Source organism: Pararhizobium sp., from assembly GCF_035497515.1.
Lineage (GTDB): Bacteria > Pseudomonadota > Alphaproteobacteria > Rhizobiales > Rhizobiaceae > Pararhizobium.
Genome location: NZ_DATJDJ010000218.1, coordinates 14,724 through 30,923, shown reverse-complemented (window position 1 = coordinate 30,923; position 16,200 = coordinate 14,724). Strand labels below are relative to the sequence as shown.

Sequence of the window (16,200 nt, the reverse complement as noted above, 5' to 3'; positions counted from 1 at the left end):
ATTGTCCTTATATGCAGCTTGAAGCATTGATTGCCGCGACAGCATCCGTATGGTCGGCTTCAAAGGCTAAAAGGGACGCTCCGCCCGCCAAGCCACAGGACCGCATCGATGATTTTCTCTTCCGACAATTGGGCGGGTGCCCATCCCGTGATTGCCGAAAGCCTGGTGAAGGCTGCCGGCGGCTTTGCTTCCGCATACGGCACCAGCGATCTCGACAAGAAGGCTGGAAACGCCCTGTCGGAGGTGTTTGAGCGCGAGGTTGCCGTGTTCTTCGTCGCAACAGGGACGGCCGCCAATTCGCTGGCCCTTGCCAGCGCCAATCGCCCCGGCGGCCAGGTATTCTGCCACCGGGAAGCGCATGTCTATGTCGACGAATGCGGCGCGCCGGAGTTCTTTTCGCACGGCGCCAAGCTTTCCGCCATCGACGGAACGGTCGGCAAGATGCGGCCGGATCTCCTGGAAAAGCAAATCCGGCATTCCCGCGCCGGCGGTGTGCATGGCGGCCAGCCGATGGCAATCACCATGACGCAGGCAACCGAGGCCGGCACGGTTTACAGCCTCGCCGAGATCGAGGCGATCGCCGCCATCGCCAAGGCTGAGAAGCTTCCGCTCCACATGGACGGCGCCCGCTTCGCCAACGCGCTTGTCTCGCTTGGCACGACGCCGGCGGAAATGACCTGGAAGCGCGGCATCGACCTGCTCTCCTTCGGCGGCACCAAGAACGGCTGCTGGTGTGCCGAAGCGCTGATCCTGTTCGACACGTCGAAGGCGGAAGAAATGGGCTATCTGCGCAAACGCTCCGCCCAGCTCTTCTCCAAGTCGCGCTTCATCGCCGCCCAGTTTGATGCCTATCTCGAAGACGGCCTGTGGCTCGATCTTGCGCGCCACGCCAACGGCATGGCCAACGAACTGGCCAAGGGCATCGAGGCATCCGAGAGCGCACGCCTGGCCTGGCCGACCGGCTCCAACGAACTGTTCGTCATCCTGAAAAAGGAAACGGCCGCCAAGCTGAAGGCGCAGGGCGCCGTCTTTTACGACTGGCCGGTGCCGCAGACGCTGACGGATGTCGCCGAAGACGAGGGACTTTATCGCCTCGTCACCAGCTTTGCGACGAAGGCGGAAGATGTACGGCAATTTATCGCGGCTTGCTAAGCGCGGATGACAGGTAAAGGATTGCGGCGCCTGATACGACTAACAGAGACACCATGCGCCGCTTTCTGCCTGATACGTTCACAATTCTTCTCGTCCTTACCGTTGCACTTGCCTCCGTGCTGCCGATTTCCGGTGAACCGGCCGAATGGTTCGGGCTGGCAACGAAGATCGCCATCGGGCTTCTGTTCTTCCTCCACGGCGCCCGGCTGTCGCGCGATGTGGTGGTGGCGGGTCTGCTGCACTGGCGGCTGCATCTCGTTATTCTCGGCTCGACCTTCCTTCTCTTCCCTCTGCTCGGCCTCGCCGCCGGCCTTCTGCCGTCGTCTCTTCTGCCGCCGGCGCTCTATACCGGCATTCTGTTTCTCTGCGTCCTGCCGTCCACGGTTCAATCCTCGATCGCTTTCACTTCAATGGCGGGCGGCAACGTACCCGCCGCCATCTGCGCGGCCTCCGCGTCCAACATTTTCGGCATGTTCCTGACGCCGCTCCTGGTCGGCCTGCTGTTTGCGGCCGGCGGTCATGGCGGCTTTTCCTTCGACGCGCTGGAGCAGATATTGCTGCAGCTTCTGGCGCCCTTCCTTCTCGGGCAGATCCTGCAGCCCTGGATCGGCGACTTCATCCGCGCCCGCAGGAGGCTGTTGATGCCGGTCGATCGCGGCTCGATCCTGATGGTGGTCTATCTCGCCTTCAGCGAGGCGGTAACCGAGGGGCTCTGGCACACATTCTCCATCCGCGACCTCTCCGTCGTCATCATTCTCGATATCGTGCTGCTGGCGATCGTGCTGCTGGCCACCATGTTCGGCAGCCGGCTGCTCGGTTTCTCGAAGGAAGACGAGATCGCCATCACCTTCTGCGGCTCGAAGAAGAGCCTCGCCAGCGGCGTGCCCATGGCCAATGTCATCTTCGCCGGCCAGAGTATCGGCAGCATTGTCCTGCCGCTGATGCTGTTCCATCAGATTCAGTTGATGGTCTGCGCCGTGATTGCCCAGAAATATGCCGAACGCGGTCGGCGCCGGCAGGCCGAGGCGACAGCGTCCTCGACATAAAAACGGCGCCCGTCCGGACGCCGTTTCTTCAGCCAGTGATCGATGTCGAACGCTTAGTTGGCGGCAGCTTCGATCTGCGTCGCCTCGATCTGCTTCGGTGTCGACTGGGCTGCGGCGATCTCGATCCGGCGGGGCTTTGCGGCCTCCGGGATTTCGCGCAGGAGGTCGATGTGAAGCAGGCCGTTCTTCAGCGAAGCGGACTGGATTTCCACGTGATCGGCGAGCTGGAAGCGACGCTCGAAGGCGCGCTTGGCAATACCGCGATACAGGAACTGGCTGTCCGACCCCTTGTCCTCGCCCTTTTCACCCTTGACGGTCAGCGTGTGTTCACGCGCTTCGATCGAAAGTTCGCTTTCGTCGAAGCCGGCAACGGCCATGGTGATCCGGTAGGTGCTCTCGCCTGTCCGCTCGATATTGTAGGGCGGATAGGTCTGCGACTGGTCCGGCTGGCCGAGACTGTCGAGCATGGTGAAAAGACGGTCGAAACCGACGGTGGAACGGTAAAGCGGGGAAAAATCAACGTGACGCATGATGTCCTCTTGTGAGCAACTGGTGTGCGATCCTGATCCTGTCATCCCTTCAAGCGGCGATGGCAGAACCGGTGAACGAGCCCGGTTTCGGCGCCCGTGAGGATGAGATGGGAATTGCCTTTCGCGCCTTCAAGACCTCCGGCACACAAGTTGCGTGACTCCGATTTTCTAAACGCAGGATGAACGGCCGGTTCCGGATGCGTTCAGCTTGGCGGGCGTAAAACACCATCATCGGAACAAGGCAAAAGTCCCGGCGGTGAACGTCCCTTCTCCCGTCCGTTTTGCCTTTCAGCCGACCGACTGTCTCTGGCCGGAAGCGAACCATTCAGTCCCCCGCCGCTTCCGGCCTTTTTTCTTTGACGCGGCCATATGGTCGGCCTATCCCTGAATGGTGACATGGTTTGCACCGTTCCTTAAGGGAATCGGTCAAGGATGGAGTTTCGCCCATCCGGCGTGTCGAGAGCGCAAATTCCTGCCGCCCGCGCCATGCAAATCCTGCCCGGACACGGACCTTGCCCATGACGCCGATCCTTCACGCAACCCCCGACAATCCGATCCCCGGCAATCACGTCGTCGGCCTCTTCGAGGGCGCCGGCGGCACCAAGCTGCGCTACGCGATCTTCAAATCGAAGGCGGCCGTCTCCAAGGGCACGGTCGTCCTGCTCCAGGGGCGGAACGAGTCGATCGAGAAATATGCAGAGACGATCGGCGAATTGACGGCCCGTGGGCTTTGGGTGGCGACATTCGACTGGCGCGGACAGGCCGGTTCGGAACGGCTGTTGAAACATCGCCGTCGCGGCCATGTCCGGCGATTTGCCGATTACGAGCGCGACCTCGCCATTTTCCTCGAGCAGATCGTCCTGCCCGACACCCGCCTGCCCTTCTTCATGCTGGCGCATTCGATGGGAGCATTGATCGCCCTGTCGCAGGCGCCGCTTCTTGCAAGCCGCATCGACCGGCTGGCCGTGACCGCGCCCTTTGTCGCGCTCGGTGCGCAGAAGCTCGGCCACCGGATGATCGGCGTTCTCGCCACCACCTTCACCCTGCTCGGGCTCGGCTCCCTGCCCCTGATGCGCGACAGGGGGCCGCTGCCCTTCTCGGAAAATCTTCTGACCTCGGATGCCAGGCGCTTCGCCCGCAACAAGGCACTGACCGATGCGCATCCGGAATTGGCGCTTGGCCCGCCCACGGCCCGCTGGCTTCACGAAACCTTCAGGGCAATCAAGCGCATTGCCAGCCACGATCATCTGACCCAGGTCCGGGTTCCGACGATCCTGCTGGCGCCGACGCAGGACAGATTGGTGCCGCATCTCGCCGTCGAGACGCTCGCCCGCAATTTTCGCGCCGGCCACATGATCCCGATCGATGGCGCCCGGCACGAACTGTTCCAGGAAGCCGATCACTACCGCGCCCAGGCCATTGCGGCCATCGAAGCCTTTGTCCCCGGCAGCGGCAACGAAACCTTGGAACCGGTTAGGGACAGCGCACTCGTCGATTGACGTCGCGGCTCAGCCCTTGAGCAACGCCAAGGCCTGTGCGTGCAGTTCGGGGCTGCCGGCCGCAACCACATTGCCGCCCATTTCCGCCGGACCGCCGTTCCAGTCGGTGACGACACCGCCGGCCTGCTCGACTAGCGGAATGAGACCGCCGACGTCATAGGCCTTGACGCCGGATTCCAGCACCAGGTCGATATGGCCCGATGCCAGAAGCGCAAAGGCGTAGCAATCGACGCCGTAACGCGAGAGGCGAACCTTGCCCTCAATGGTTTCAAAGCGGGTCTTGGCCTCGCCGAAATACATGTGCGGCGTGGTCGTGAACATGATCGCATCCGCCAGATCGACGCCGGTGCGCGTTGTGATTGGTTTATCCCCGCCCGGGCCGCGATAGGACGCCGTCTTCCCGTCGGCGAAATAGCGTTCGCCGGTAAACGGCTGGTCCATGATGCCCATCACCGCCTCGCCCTTGTGATAAAGGCCGATCAGCGTGCCCCAGACCGGCAGGCCGGAGATGAAGGCACGCGTGCCATCGATCGGGTCGATGACCCAGACATAATCGCGGTCGAGTCCGACATTGCCGAATTCCTCGCCGAGGATGCCATGCTCGGGGAAATCCAGCTCGATCAGCGCGCGGATCGCCGCCTCCGCCGCCCGATCGCCTTCGGTGACCGGATCGAAACCGCCGGCCTCCTTGTTGACGACGCTGATGCCGGTGCGAAAACGCGGCAGGGTCTCGGCCTTGGCCGCATCGGCGAGGCGGTCAAAGAATTCACGGTCCGGCAGCATGAAACCTCACGAAGATCGGGAAAAAGGACGGTTGAAACTGCTTATGGCACATTTTTTTGAAAATGAAGTCTTGGCCGCGGAATTTGACAAAAATCGACGGAATTCGCGCTTGCGAAAGGAACAGGGGCCGGAAATTCAGAAGAACCTGCCATAGACTGTGGAGAACCGCGAAAAACCACGTATTTCAGCGATTTTGGATGAAATAGCTGTCTGGCGCGATGCAGCGATATGGCCAAATTCGCCTTGACATTTGTGCGCTGCAATATTAGCTTTTCCCTACAGTCACTTGTGACTGTAAATACCCTCCTTGGGTGTTTCCTCCCTAAACTTGGCCGCGCCGCAAGCGCGGTTTTTTTTGAGTGGGGGGAAGCGGGAAGTTCGGCGAGGACCGGTTATTCGGCCGCAAGCGGCGTGGGCATCACCACATATTTCTGCACATGCGCGGCAAGTCCGGTCAGGAACAGCCGGATCGCATCAGCGACCCTTGAAAATTCCGGCTTCTTGAGCAACGTCGCTTCATCCACATAGAGGCCGCGATTGATCTCGATCTGCAGCGCGTGCAGGCCGCGCGCCGGCCGGCCGTAATGCTCGGTGATGAAGCCGCCGGCATAGGGTTTGTTTCGGGCAACGGAAAAGCCGAGATCTTCCAGGAGCGAGACCGCCGCGCGCGACAGGTCGGCGGAAGCGCTGGTGCCGTAACGATCGCCGACGATGAAATCGGGCCGCTGGCCGCTGCCGGCGATGCGGATATTGCCCGGCATGGAATGGCAATCGATCAGCACCGCCAGCCCGAAGCGGACATGGGTGCGGGCAATCAACTTGCGCAGGCAGGCATGATAGGGCTTGTAGATGGTCTCGACCCGCTCCAGCGCCTCGGCGACGGACAAGCGGCCGCGGTAGATTTCCATGTTTTCCGCCACCAGCCGCGGCACGGTTCCAAGCCCGCCGGCAACGCGCATGGAGCTGATATTGGCATGCGGCGGCAGCGGCCCGTCGAACATGCGCGGGTCGAGCTCGTAGGGCTCGCGATTGACATCGAGAAAGGCGCGCGGGAAATGCGCCATCAGCAGCGGCGCGCCAAGACCTGTCACGCTATGAAACAACTCGTCGACGAAATAATCCTCGGAACGGCGGATCGCCATACCGTCCAGTTTCGTCTGGTTCAGGAAGGCTTGGCTGTAGTCCCGCCCGCTATGCGGGGAATTGAAGACAAAGGGAATGCGCTGCATTTCCGGCTCGCGAACCTCGTACGGTTCGGTTTCGCTGACGTTCTGCGTCATCGCAGCCCTTTTTTACCATGTCATAATCTTGATACCTGGTGTATGTTGCCAGCTGGCAGCATCTGTGTCCATAGTCGGCTCCTGCCAGTGACCGGGCCTGTGCCCATCTCTTCGTCAGATATCCGGTCTTCACCGGATATTTACCCGCGTGCGGTTTCATGATGGCACCGCAATTCCCGACATCGACACGTAAGGTGCAAACGGCTTAAATCCATGAGTCCAAAAATTCTCCTCGCCGAAGACGATAACGACATGCGCCGCTTCCTGGTGAAAGCCCTGGAAAAGGCTGGTTACAAGGTGTTGTCCTTCGACAATGGCGCCAGCGCCTATGACCGGCTGCGCGAAGAACCGTTCTCGCTCCTCTTGACCGATATCGTCATGCCGGAAATGGACGGCATCGAGCTCGCCCGCCGGGCGACGGAACTCGATCCCGATCTCAAGGTCATGTTCATCACCGGCTTCGCCGCCGTCGCGCTCAACCCTGATTCGAAGGCACCGAAGGACGCAAAGGTCCTGTCCAAGCCCTTCCACCTGCGCGATCTTGTGGATGAAGTGAACAAGATGCTGGCCGCATAGGCCGCGCCGCAAGGGCTGCAAAACTTCCTGTCAAAAAGCCGATAAAAGCCTATTGACGCTTCAGAAGGTTTGTGGTCTATGCGCCGACATCGGATGGGCGTATAGCTCAGCGGGAGAGCACTACGTTGACATCGTAGGGGTCACAGGTTCAATCCCTGTTACGCCCACCATCCAGTTTCAAAAGGCTTTTCGGGCAACCGGAAAGCCTTTTTTGATTCCCCACCCTGGTCTGAATGGCAAGCCCCCGCGGGGCAGCGCGGCCGCAGGGCGAACCGTCCCACAAGTTCGGCAATTGCCCCTCGACCATTTTTGATCGCAACGGCCGATGTGGCCGGCATTGTCAAATGCGGGCAGATTCCTATGTTTGATTTGTCCCGGCGTTGCGAAGCGCATCATTGCAAGAGAACGGATGGAGGATGGCCTGCCGTGAACGAACCGCGCTATGGACTCAGACAGGAAAAGAACGGAAGCTGGACGATCCTGGACGTGATCACCAGGGTGCCGGCGGCGACAGACGGCCGTGACCTGACAGGGCTCGACCAGGACGATGCCGAGGATATCATGGATGTTCTCAACAAGGCTTATCTCGCACGCCGCAAGAGCCTGCTGATTTGAATGAAAAGTCCCCCGCCGTTGCCGGAGAGGGGACTTGAAGAAGGTTTACGTGATGAAATTGCCAGCCTGCAAAGTGTCCAGCACGGCCACTAGAAAGCGAAACGCCGGCTCGCGCATCCCCCAAATGAGGTAGACTTGCGCCCGCCACCTTCGAAATGCGAAACTTCGTGAATATTTCCTGTGCTGCCGTTCGCGCCAACATCGCCCTCGAACGCGCTTTGGCTGCGCCTGCCTACCCAAAAAACACGAAATATTGTTACGAAAATCGTGACGCGGGCGCAGTTTTGGAGTAGGAACCGCTGCAATCGCGATACCTGTTGCCCAAATCCACCGTTCACCGACACAGTTCAAGGAACACATCCATGCCTGCCTATCGCTCCCGCACCACTACCCACGGCCGCAACATGGCCGGCGCTCGCGGCCTCTGGCGCGCGACGGGCATGAAGGACAGCGACTTCGGCAAGCCCATTATCGCGGTGGTGAATTCATTCACGCAGTTCGTGCCCGGCCACGTCCACCTCAAGGATCTCGGCCAGCTGGTCGCCCGCGAAATCGAGGCCAACGGCGGCGTCGCCAAGGAATTCAACACCATCGCGGTGGATGACGGCATCGCGATGGGCCATGACGGCATGCTCTATTCGCTGCCCTCGCGCGAACTGATCGCCGACTCGGTCGAATACATGGTCAACGCGCATTGCGCCGATGCCATGGTCTGCATCTCCAACTGCGACAAGATCACCCCAGGCATGCTGATGGCGTCGCTGCGCCTCAATATCCCGACGATCTTCGTTTCCGGCGGGCCGATGGAGGCCGGCAAGGTCGTGCTGTCCGACGGCAAGATCCATGCGCTCGATCTGGTGGATGCCATGGTCGCCGCCGCCGACGAGAGCATGTCGGACCAGGATGTCCAGACCATCGAACGCTCCGCCTGCCCCACCTGCGGCTCCTGCTCGGGCATGTTCACCGCCAATTCGATGAACTGTCTGACGGAGGCGCTCGGCCTGTCGCTGCCCGGCAACGGCTCGACGCTCGCTACCCATTCCGACCGCGAAAAGCTGTTCCTGCAGGCCGGTCGCACCATCGTCGGTCTCGCCAAACGCTACTATGAGCAGGACGACGAAACCGCATTGCCGCGCACGATTGCCTCCAAGGGTGCGTTCGAAAATGCCATGGCGCTTGATATCGCCATGGGTGGATCGACCAATACCGTGCTGCATATCCTCGCCGCCGCCCATGAGGCCGAACTGGATTTCACCATGGACGACATCGACCGGCTTTCCCGGAAAGTGCCATGCCTGTCCAAGGTTGCGCCAGCCAAGGCCGACGTGCACATGGAAGATGTGCATCGCGCCGGCGGCATCATGGCGATCCTCGGCGAACTCAACCGTGCCGGCCTTTTGAACGCCGACCTGCCGACGGTGCATGCCAAGACGCTTGGCGACGCGCTGTCGCAATGGGACATCTCCGTCACCGACAATCCGGCAGCACTCGAACTGTTCAGCGCGGCCCCAGGCGGCATACCGACCCAGGTGGCCTTCAGCCAGAGTGCCCGCTGGAAGGAGCTTGATCTCGACCGCGAAAACGGCGTCATCCGCGATGCCCAGCATCCGTTCTCCAAGGATGGCGGCCTGGCCGTCCTTAAAGGCAATATCGCGCTGAACGGCTGCATCGTGAAGACGGCCGGCGTCGATGAATCGATCCTGAAATTCTCCGGCCCCGCCCGCGTCTTCGAAAGCCAGGATTCCTCGGTCAAGGCGATCCTTGCCAACGAGATCAAGGCCGGCGACGTCGTCGTCATCCGCTACGAAGGGCCCAAGGGCGGCCCGGGCATGCAGGAAATGCTCTATCCGACCAGCTATCTGAAGTCGAAGGGCCTCGGAAAGGCTTGCGCCCTGATCACCGATGGCCGCTTCTCCGGCGGCACCTCGGGCCTGTCGATCGGCCATGTCTCCCCGGAAGCGGCCAATGGCGGCCTGATCGGCATCGTGCGCGAAGGCGACATGATCGACATCGACATCCCCAACCGGACGATCTCGCTGCGTGTCGACGAAACCGAAATCGCCGCCCGCCGGGCCGAACAGGACGCCAAGGGCTGGAAGCCGGTCGAGCAGCGCAAGCGCAAGGTGACCACGGCTCTCAAGGCCTATGCCGCCTTCGCCACCTCCGCCGATCGTGGTGCCGTGCGTGATCTCGGCGAATAGGAAAAGCCTACCGGTATTTCCCAATTGGGTGGCGCGCGGTTAAAATCGGCGCGTGTTCTGGCACCGCGCGGTTGGTTCACCTTTGCCGACATGAGGTCGAAGAATCAGTTCACCGGGCTGAGCGGACAGCTCGATGCACCCGACCTTGATCTGGTCCAGGACCGCAACATCTCGAAAGGCGTGGTCGCCGCCCTCAACGCCGCCGAGGCCCGCAAGCGCGAGCGCATCGGCAAGTCTCGGTTGCTGCGGCATTTCATGACGGAATTCTCCGGCTCGAAAGGCTCTGCCCTCTACAAGGGGCTTTCGCGCGGAGACGTGGTCTATGTCGCCCGCCGCTATCGCAAGACGGGATGAAGCAATCGCGAGCCGCTACAGATGCCGCGTTTCCGCCGGCGTGTTCCACCAGGCATTGTTGCGGCCGTCCGCGTAGCTGACCGGCGCCTCCGCCAGAACCGACGGATCGAGATCGTCGAGGCAGGCGAGGCTGACCGAGACGAAGGCGCCGCCGATCTGCTCGATATAACCATCGCTGAACGGCATGATGCCGCAAGTGCGGCAGAAGTGATAGTGACCGCTCATCGTGCCGAACTGGTATTCACCCATCTCGTCGCCGCTGGACAGAAGACGGAAATCCTCCGGCTTGATCAAGGCGTTCCAGGCGCGGCGCTTGGTGCAGATGGAGCAGTTGCATTTGCCCGTTCCCGCATCGAGATCGATATCCGCCTCGAAGCGCACCTTGCCGCAATGGCAGCTTCCCTTGTAGGTCATTTTCATCCCGGCTCTCCCTTGCTGTCGCGCGCCTCCGCCAGTCCGGAAAATCGAACGCTTCCGCCGTCCACCTCAACCCGCCTGTTGCGGCTCCATATAGGCCAGTTCCCAGACGTGCCCGTCCGGATCCTGAAAGCTGCAGCCATACATGAAACCATAATCCATGACCGGCCGCCATTCCTTGCCGCCGAGCGAAAGCGCCTTGGCAAGCGTCTCGTCCACTTCGGCGCGGCTTCCGGCCGAAAGCGCGGTCAGCACTTCCGTCACCTTGCTGGTATCGGCGATGTCGCGGATGATGAATTCCTTGAAGCGTGTCTCATGCATCAGCATGCAGAAGATGTTTTCCTCGATGATCATGCACAGCGTGTCGTCGCTGGAAAAATCCGGGTTGAAGCTGAAGCCCAGCCCGCTGAAAAAGGCCCTCGAACGCGATACGTCCTTGACCGGCAGGTTCACAAAAATCATCCTCATCGACAGTCTCCTCCTCTGATGTTTGGGTATCTGCCTTGTCCGAGCGGACAGGCGCTGGCGTCTAAGCTAGGGCGAGAAGGTCGGACCGCAAGCGGTCCGGACGGCCCTCGCCGAGGGCCGCATCAACATCGGCATGGGTGCTCGCCCAGACCGGCACCGCCCGCGACAGGAGCGCGTGGCCCGCCGGCGTCAGCTTCATCCGCCGCAGCCGACGATCCCTTCCATCCGTCACCGTCTCGAGCAGGCCGCGCTTTTCCAACGGTTTCAGCGCGGCGGTCAGCGTCGTCCGGTCCATGGCAAGCAGATGCGCAACCGGCCCCATGCCCGGAGGCTCCGGCCGATTGAGCGACATCAGCAGCGAAAACTGCCCATTGGTGAGGTCGAAGGGCCGCAACGCTTCGTCGAATTTGCGCGCCAAGGCCCGCGCGGCGCGCTGCACGTGAAGGCACAAACAGCAGTCGCGCACATGCAGGGTGGTTTCGAAGGGAATCACGATGAGCTTTGACATATCGCAATAATGTTGATATCAACCTATTTAGTCAACGGGAACGAAACGCGATTTCTTGAGGAGGAATGAACGATGTTGAACAATCCGGTTGTATCGCGCGAGGAATGGCTCGATGCCCGCAGGGCACTGCTCGCCACCGAAAAGGAAGAGACGAAGCTGCGCGACAGGATCCGCGCCGAACGCCAGGCCATGCCGTGGGTCAAAGTCGACAAGAATTATACATTCGACACGCCGACGGGAAAGAAGACGCTGGCCGACCTGTTCGACGGCCGCAGCCAGTTGATAATCTATCACTTCATGTTCGGCCCTGACTGGGACGCCGGCTGCCCCGGCTGCTCCTTCCTGGCCGATCATATCGACGGCACGCTTGCCCATCTCAACAATCACGACGTCACCTATGTCAACGTCTCCCGCGCACCGCTCGACAAGATCGAGGCCTACAAGAAGCGCATGGGCTGGAAAGCCCCCTGGGTTTCTTCCTTCGGCAGCGATTTCAATTTCGACTACCATGTCTCCTTCACCAAGGAGGAACTCGACAGCGGCGCGGTGTTCTACAATTTCCGCGAAACCCCGCGCGATCAGGCCCATGACGAACTACCGGGGATGAGTGTCTTCTTCCGCGACGAGGACGGCACGATCTACCATACCTATTCCGATTATGCCCGGGGCGGCGAGGAAATCCTCACCACGCTGATGATCCTCGACAGGGCGCCGAAAGGCCGCAACGAGACGGGGACGCTCAGCTTCGTCAAGCGGCACGACGAATACGAAGAAGCGCCCAAAGCGCATTCCTGCTGCGCCTGACGCAACTGATCGGCAATCGCACCTGAGAGGAGAATGCGGCGATGAAGACAGAGCTTGTGAACGAACATCGCTGGCTTGAACAGTTGGTCGGCAGATGGCGCCTCGTCTTCGATATGCCCGACGCAAGCGATCACGGCGATCCCGGCGGAAAATGGGAAGAAACCGTGCGCTCCCTCGGTGGAGCCTGGGTCGTCTGCGAGACGACCGGCTCCATGCCGGATGGCAGTTCGGCAACCAATATTCTGTCTTTGGGCTTCGACCCGCTGAAGAAGCGTTACGTCGGATCCTTTGTCAGCTCCGCCATGACCAACCTCTGGGTTTACGAAGGCACGCTCGATGAGACCGGCACGATCCTGACACTCGACTGCGACGGCCCGGATTTCGAGACTGTCGGGCGCACGGCCCGTTATCAGGACATCCTGACCATTCAAGGCGCGGACAGGCGAAACTTCTCGTCCCGCGTCCAGACGGCCGACGGAACATGGAAGCCGATCATGTCATGCGATTATCATCGCCTGTCGACACTCTGACAGCCTGTTTCCACAAGCCGGGCTTTTCAGCCGGGCGACCATGCGAAAACACAAGAGGAGGATGAGAATGAGCAAGGGACACGGCGCGTTCGTCTGGTACGAACTGATGACCACCGACACCATGGCAGCCGCAGCATTCTACGACGACGTGGTCGGCTGGAACTCGGTCGATTCCGGCATGCCTGGCGTGGATTATACGCTGTTCAAGGCGGGTGACGCCCGCATCGCCGGTCTGATGACAATGCCGGAAAATGCGTTGAAGATGAACGTTCCGCCGGCCTGGCTCGGTTATATCGGTGTCGATGATGTCGATGCCGCCGCCAAGAAGCTTGCAGAACTGGGCGGCACCGTGCATCGCGAACCGGAGGACATTCCGGGCATCGGCCGCTTCGCGATCGTCACCGATCCGCACGGCGCGGTGTTTGCCCTGTTCAAGGGCGATGGCGACGGCAAAATGCCCGAGATTTCGCAGATGGCGGACGGAAATGTCGGCTGGCACGAACTGATGTCCGGCGATCTCTCAACCGCCCTGACCTTCTACCAGAAAATGTTCGGCTGGACGAAGGACCAGGCCATACCGATGGGCGAGATGGGCGACTACCAGATCTTCGCCCATGACGGCACCCGGATCGGCGGCATGATGACCAAGCCCGCGGAGATGCCGGCACCGCCGCATTGGGGCTTCTACTTCAACGTCCAGGCCCTCGATGCCTCGATCGAACGGTCGAACACCAGAGGCGGCAAGGTCGTCAACGGCCCGATGGAAGTGCCCGGCGGCGCATGGGTGGTTAATTGCGTCGATCCGCAAGGGGCGCATTTCAATCTCGTCTCGATGAAGCGTTGACCTCAAATCCTGCGTTTCGAAGGCATCGCCGGTCCACCGGCGGTGCCTTTCCTGTCGGCGGCAAGCCGTTATCGTAAACACATCGGCGTGACTGCCTTGACGGGAGACCAAGGCACGTTAGATTTCGAAGGCGCGCGGACGCATGACCAGTCCATGCCGGCAGCGGGCATGTCCATGCATCTGTTATATTGAAGAGATTTCGTTGCCCTCGTTGCTCGACGCCACCGACATAGACCATCAGAAACGCCTCGAAGCCCTCGAAGCTTACGACATCCTGGATACGCCGCCAGAGCCGGAATTCGATGATATCGTGCTGGTCGCCTCGATCGCCTGCAAGACACCTTCGGCGCTCGTCAGTCTCGTCGAGATCGGGCGGCAATGGTTCAAGGCGCGCGTCGGTTTCGAGGCAGGCGAAACACAGATCGGCCAATCGATCTGTGCCAATGCCATGGGCAGTCCGGATGTCCTCGTCATCCCCGATTTGACGCAGGATCCACGCACCAGCACGAACCCGCTTGTCGTCGGCAAGCCGCATATCCGCTTTTACGCCGGCGCCCCGTTGATCACGCCGGACGGCACCATCATCGGCACGCTCTGCGTTATCGATACGATGGCGCGACCTCAAGGGCTGGACGAGCCCCAGAGGAAAGCGCTGGAAGCGTTGGCGCGGCAGGTGATCCTGCTTTTGGAAGCGCGCCGCGTCTCGCGCCGCAAGGACGAATTGTTCAAGCGCCAGAAATCGATCGCCTCCAGCATCCGCACCAGCGCCAGCAAGACCTTGGCCGCTCAGGAAGCCGGGCGCATCGGCACCTTCGAGGTCGATATTGCCACCAGCAGCGTGAAAGGCTCAGCCGAATTCTGCCGCATCTTCAGCATGGCGCCGGCGGATTCCTATCCCGCCAGCGTATTCGAGGACATGGTGCTCCCCGAGGATCGCGGGCTGCAATCGCATGACGCAAGCCGCAATGATGGCAATGCCGAGCCAGATGTCGAATACCGGATTTCAACGGCCGATCGCGGTGTCCGCTGGATCGCTCGCCATGCCACTTTCGAGCATGATGCCATCGGCAGGCCCGTGCGCATGCTCGGCACCGTCCAGGACATTACCGCGCAGAAGCGCTCGATCGCCCGCACGGAAGCGCTGCTTGCGCTGGGCGACCGGCTGCGCGATCTCGACGACATCGAATCCATGGCGCTTGTTGCCTCCGACCTCATGGCCAAGGCGCTGGATGCGAGCCGCGCCGGGTTCGGCATTGTCGACAGCGCTTCGGAAACCATGCTGATGCAGCCTGAATGGCGGGCACCCGGCATCGCCAGCCTCGCGGGCGTCCACCCTCTCCGCTCCTACGGCACCTTCATCGACGACCTGAAACAAGGCTTGCCGGTTGTCATCACGGACGTCACCACCGACCCGCGCACCGCCGACGACGCCGAGGCATTGCTCGCGATCGGCATCCGGGTCCTCGTCAACCTGCCGATTTTCGATCACGGCAAGTTCAGCCTCATTGTCTTCGTCCACCACGATCGCCCCTATGAATGGAGCGAGGAAGAGCTATCCTTCATCCGCAGCTTCGGAAATCGTATCCAGAGTGCGCTTGCCCGGCTGCAGGCCGAGGCTGATCAGAACCTGCTCAACAACGAAATCGGCCACCGCCTGAAGAACACGTTCGCGATGGTGCAGGCAATCGCCTCGCAAACTTTGCGTCCTGTGACGGAGCGCGATCATGTCCTGAATTTCGAAAAACGTCTGCAGGCGCTCAGCACCGCGCATGATGCGCTGCTGGTGCAGAACTGGACCGGCGCCGATGTCGCCACGCTCGTTGCAAGCAGCCTTGAAACACTGGGAATGTCCGACCGCTTCGATGTCAGCGGACCGGCCTTCACCTTCGGCCCGAGGAGCAGCCTTTCCCTCTCCCTCCTGCTGCATGAACTGGCGACCAACGCCGTGAAATACGGATCGCTTTCAAGCCCGGCCGGTCGCGTGTCGATCAACTGGTCGATCAATGGCACCGGAGATCAGGCCACGTTCCATTTCGAATGGAAAGAAGATGGTGGTCCACCGGCATCACCGCCCAAAAGCAAGGGTTTCGGCTCGCGATTGATAAATATGGGACTCACGGGAACCGGGGACGTTACCGCGAGTTACGACCCTTCAGGGTTCATGGTGGAAATGACTGCCGTTCTTTCCCAGCTCCAGCAGGCGAAGTAAATCATGGCGCAGTCGAAACCCATCAGCAAACGCATCGTTCTCGTCGTCGAAGATGAGCCGCTGCTGCGGATGATGGCGGTGGATCTGGTGGAAGACGCGGGCTTCGAGGCAATCGAGGCCACCAATGCCGACGAGGCCGTCGCCATCCTCGAATCCCGCACCGATATCCGCATCGTCTTCACCGACATCGACATGCCCGGCAGCATCGATGGCATGATGCTGGCCGCCGCGGTGCGCGACCGCTGGCCACCGATCGAGATCATCATCACGTCGGGTCATCGGCGAATCGCGGACCTCGACCTGCCGGAAAGAAGCGTCTTCTTTCCGAAACCCTATGACAGTACCAAGCTCACCGCCACGTTGCACCGCATGGCCCGGCATTGA

The 16,200-nt window shown here is 61.0% G+C and carries 18 protein-coding genes and 1 tRNA gene; 13 read left to right on the top strand and 6 right to left on the bottom strand.

Annotated elements, in window-relative coordinates; all coding sequences use genetic code 11:
• The first annotated feature begins 108 nt into the window (after positions 1-108).
• Together VL202_RS22990 and VL202_RS22985 are read left to right on the top strand one after the other, a co-directional pair.
• Positions 109-1,152 (top strand): low specificity L-threonine aldolase, encoded by a 1,044-nt coding sequence (locus VL202_RS22990; protein ID WP_325466378.1) that lies wholly within the window; start codon positions 109-111, stop codon positions 1,150-1,152.
• A gap of 53 nt (positions 1,153-1,205) precedes the next feature.
• Complete coding sequence (locus VL202_RS22985; protein WP_325466377.1) at positions 1,206-2,198, top strand: bile acid:sodium symporter family protein; 993 nt, start codon at positions 1,206-1,208, stop codon at positions 2,196-2,198.
• Between the two features lie 53 nt (positions 2,199-2,251).
• Here the strand turns inward: VL202_RS22985 and VL202_RS22980 are convergent, their stop codons facing one another.
• Complete coding sequence (locus VL202_RS22980) at positions 2,252-2,728, bottom strand: Hsp20 family protein (RefSeq protein ID WP_325466376.1); 477 nt, start codon at positions 2,726-2,728, stop codon at positions 2,252-2,254.
• A 518-nt stretch (positions 2,729-3,246) separates the two neighbouring features.
• On the opposite strand from VL202_RS22980, the gene VL202_RS22975 reads away from it, so the two are divergent.
• Entirely contained in the window at positions 3,247-4,227 is a 981-nt protein-coding gene (locus tag VL202_RS22975) for an alpha/beta hydrolase (RefSeq protein ID WP_325466375.1), read from the top strand.
• A gap of 9 nt (positions 4,228-4,236) precedes the next feature.
• Here the strand turns inward: VL202_RS22975 and hisN are convergent, their stop codons facing one another.
• On the bottom strand, positions 4,237-5,010 hold the full coding sequence (gene hisN / locus VL202_RS22970; protein ID WP_325466374.1) for a histidinol-phosphatase: 774 nt from the start codon (positions 5,008-5,010) through the stop codon (positions 4,237-4,239).
• 392 nt (positions 5,011-5,402) lie between these two features.
• Complete coding sequence (locus VL202_RS22965; RefSeq protein WP_325466373.1) at positions 5,403-6,290, bottom strand: N-formylglutamate amidohydrolase; 888 nt, start codon at positions 6,288-6,290, stop codon at positions 5,403-5,405.
• A gap of 213 nt (positions 6,291-6,503) precedes the next feature.
• On the opposite strand from VL202_RS22965, the gene cpdR1 reads away from it, so the two are divergent.
• The 5 genes from cpdR1 (at position 6,504) to VL202_RS22940 (ending at position 10,036) form a co-directional block, all read left to right on the top strand.
• Positions 6,504-6,866: a response regulator CpdR1 gene (cpdR1, locus tag VL202_RS22960; protein WP_018327941.1), complete on the top strand. Its 363-nt coding sequence runs from the start codon at positions 6,504-6,506 to the stop codon at positions 6,864-6,866.
• Positions 6,867-6,961: 95 nt separating this feature from the next.
• A tRNA-Val gene (locus tag VL202_RS22955) sits at positions 6,962-7,036 on the top strand.
• Positions 7,037-7,292: 256 nt separating this feature from the next.
• Positions 7,293-7,481 carry a hypothetical protein gene (locus VL202_RS22950; protein ID WP_325466372.1) on the top strand — a complete coding sequence of 63 codons (189 nt, stop codon included), beginning with the start codon at positions 7,293-7,295 and terminating at the stop codon, positions 7,479-7,481.
• A gap of 362 nt (positions 7,482-7,843) precedes the next feature.
• Complete coding sequence (gene ilvD, locus VL202_RS22945) at positions 7,844-9,682, top strand: dihydroxy-acid dehydratase (protein WP_325466371.1); 1,839 nt, start codon at positions 7,844-7,846, stop codon at positions 9,680-9,682.
• A gap of 90 nt (positions 9,683-9,772) precedes the next feature.
• Entirely contained in the window at positions 9,773-10,036 is a 264-nt protein-coding gene (locus VL202_RS22940; RefSeq protein WP_325466370.1) for a hypothetical protein, read from the top strand.
• Positions 10,037-10,051: 15 nt separating this feature from the next.
• Here VL202_RS22940 and VL202_RS22935 read toward each other — a convergent pair whose 3' ends face one another.
• The 3 genes from VL202_RS22935 to VL202_RS22925 all read right to left on the bottom strand — a co-directional run bounded on the left by VL202_RS22935 (position 10,052) and on the right by VL202_RS22925 (position 11,429).
• Positions 10,052-10,456, bottom strand: a complete 405-nt coding sequence (locus VL202_RS22935; RefSeq protein ID WP_325466369.1) for a GFA family protein — start codon at positions 10,454-10,456, stop codon at positions 10,052-10,054.
• Positions 10,457-10,522: 66 nt separating this feature from the next.
• On the bottom strand, positions 10,523-10,921 hold the full coding sequence (locus tag VL202_RS22930; protein ID WP_325466368.1) for a VOC family protein: 399 nt from the start codon (positions 10,919-10,921) through the stop codon (positions 10,523-10,525).
• 61 nt (positions 10,922-10,982) lie between these two features.
• Complete coding sequence (locus VL202_RS22925; RefSeq protein ID WP_325466367.1) at positions 10,983-11,429, bottom strand: MarR family winged helix-turn-helix transcriptional regulator; 447 nt, start codon at positions 11,427-11,429, stop codon at positions 10,983-10,985.
• Positions 11,430-11,504: 75 nt separating this feature from the next.
• Here VL202_RS22925 and VL202_RS22920 point away from each other — a divergent pair, with 75 nt between their 5' ends.
• From VL202_RS22920 to VL202_RS22900, 5 genes are all read left to right on the top strand, one after another.
• Positions 11,505-12,233 (top strand): thioredoxin family protein, encoded by a 729-nt coding sequence (locus VL202_RS22920; RefSeq protein WP_325466413.1) that lies wholly within the window; start codon positions 11,505-11,507, stop codon positions 12,231-12,233.
• A gap of 41 nt (positions 12,234-12,274) precedes the next feature.
• Complete coding sequence (locus tag VL202_RS22915; RefSeq protein WP_325466366.1) at positions 12,275-12,763, top strand: DUF1579 domain-containing protein; 489 nt, start codon at positions 12,275-12,277, stop codon at positions 12,761-12,763.
• Positions 12,764-12,830: 67 nt separating this feature from the next.
• Positions 12,831-13,607: a VOC family protein gene (locus VL202_RS22910; RefSeq protein WP_325466365.1), complete on the top strand. Its 777-nt coding sequence runs from the start codon at positions 12,831-12,833 to the stop codon at positions 13,605-13,607.
• Positions 13,608-13,809: 202 nt separating this feature from the next.
• Complete coding sequence (locus tag VL202_RS22905; protein WP_325466364.1) at positions 13,810-15,816, top strand: GAF domain-containing protein; 2,007 nt, start codon at positions 13,810-13,812, stop codon at positions 15,814-15,816.
• Between the two features lie 3 nt (positions 15,817-15,819).
• Complete coding sequence (locus VL202_RS22900; protein ID WP_325466363.1) at positions 15,820-16,200, top strand: response regulator; 381 nt, start codon at positions 15,820-15,822, stop codon at positions 16,198-16,200.

What these genes read in the sequence shown, in the direction of transcription:
- VL202_RS22985 (WP_325466377.1), top strand. Translation starts at nt 1,206, where the DNA reads ATGCGCCGCTTTCTGCCTGATACGTTCACAATTCTTCTCGTCCTTACC.
- VL202_RS22910 (WP_325466365.1), top strand. Translation starts at nt 12,831, where the DNA reads ATGAGCAAGGGACACGGCGCGTTCGTCTGGTACGAACTGATGACCACC.
- VL202_RS22935 (WP_325466369.1), bottom strand. Translation starts at nt 10,456, where the DNA reads ATGAAAATGACCTACAAGGGAAGCTGCCATTGCGGCAAGGTGCGCTTC.
- VL202_RS22915 (WP_325466366.1), top strand. Translation starts at nt 12,275, where the DNA reads ATGAAGACAGAGCTTGTGAACGAACATCGCTGGCTTGAACAGTTGGTC.
- VL202_RS22990 (WP_325466378.1), top strand. Translation starts at nt 109, where the DNA reads ATGATTTTCTCTTCCGACAATTGGGCGGGTGCCCATCCCGTGATTGCC.
- VL202_RS22975 (WP_325466375.1), top strand. Translation starts at nt 3,247, where the DNA reads ATGACGCCGATCCTTCACGCAACCCCCGACAATCCGATCCCCGGCAAT.
- VL202_RS22965 (WP_325466373.1), bottom strand. Translation starts at nt 6,290, where the DNA reads ATGACGCAGAACGTCAGCGAAACCGAACCGTACGAGGTTCGCGAGCCG.
- ilvD (WP_325466371.1), top strand. Translation starts at nt 7,844, where the DNA reads ATGCCTGCCTATCGCTCCCGCACCACTACCCACGGCCGCAACATGGCC.
- VL202_RS22980 (WP_325466376.1), bottom strand. Translation starts at nt 2,728, where the DNA reads ATGCGTCACGTTGATTTTTCCCCGCTTTACCGTTCCACCGTCGGTTTC.
- VL202_RS22940 (WP_325466370.1), top strand. Translation starts at nt 9,773, where the DNA reads ATGAGGTCGAAGAATCAGTTCACCGGGCTGAGCGGACAGCTCGATGCA.
- cpdR1 (WP_018327941.1), top strand. Translation starts at nt 6,504, where the DNA reads ATGAGTCCAAAAATTCTCCTCGCCGAAGACGATAACGACATGCGCCGC.
- VL202_RS22930 (WP_325466368.1), bottom strand. Translation starts at nt 10,921, where the DNA reads ATGAGGATGATTTTTGTGAACCTGCCGGTCAAGGACGTATCGCGTTCG.
- VL202_RS22925 (WP_325466367.1), bottom strand. Translation starts at nt 11,429, where the DNA reads ATGTCAAAGCTCATCGTGATTCCCTTCGAAACCACCCTGCATGTGCGC.
- hisN (WP_325466374.1), bottom strand. Translation starts at nt 5,010, where the DNA reads ATGCTGCCGGACCGTGAATTCTTTGACCGCCTCGCCGATGCGGCCAAG.
- VL202_RS22900 (WP_325466363.1), top strand. Translation starts at nt 15,820, where the DNA reads ATGGCGCAGTCGAAACCCATCAGCAAACGCATCGTTCTCGTCGTCGAA.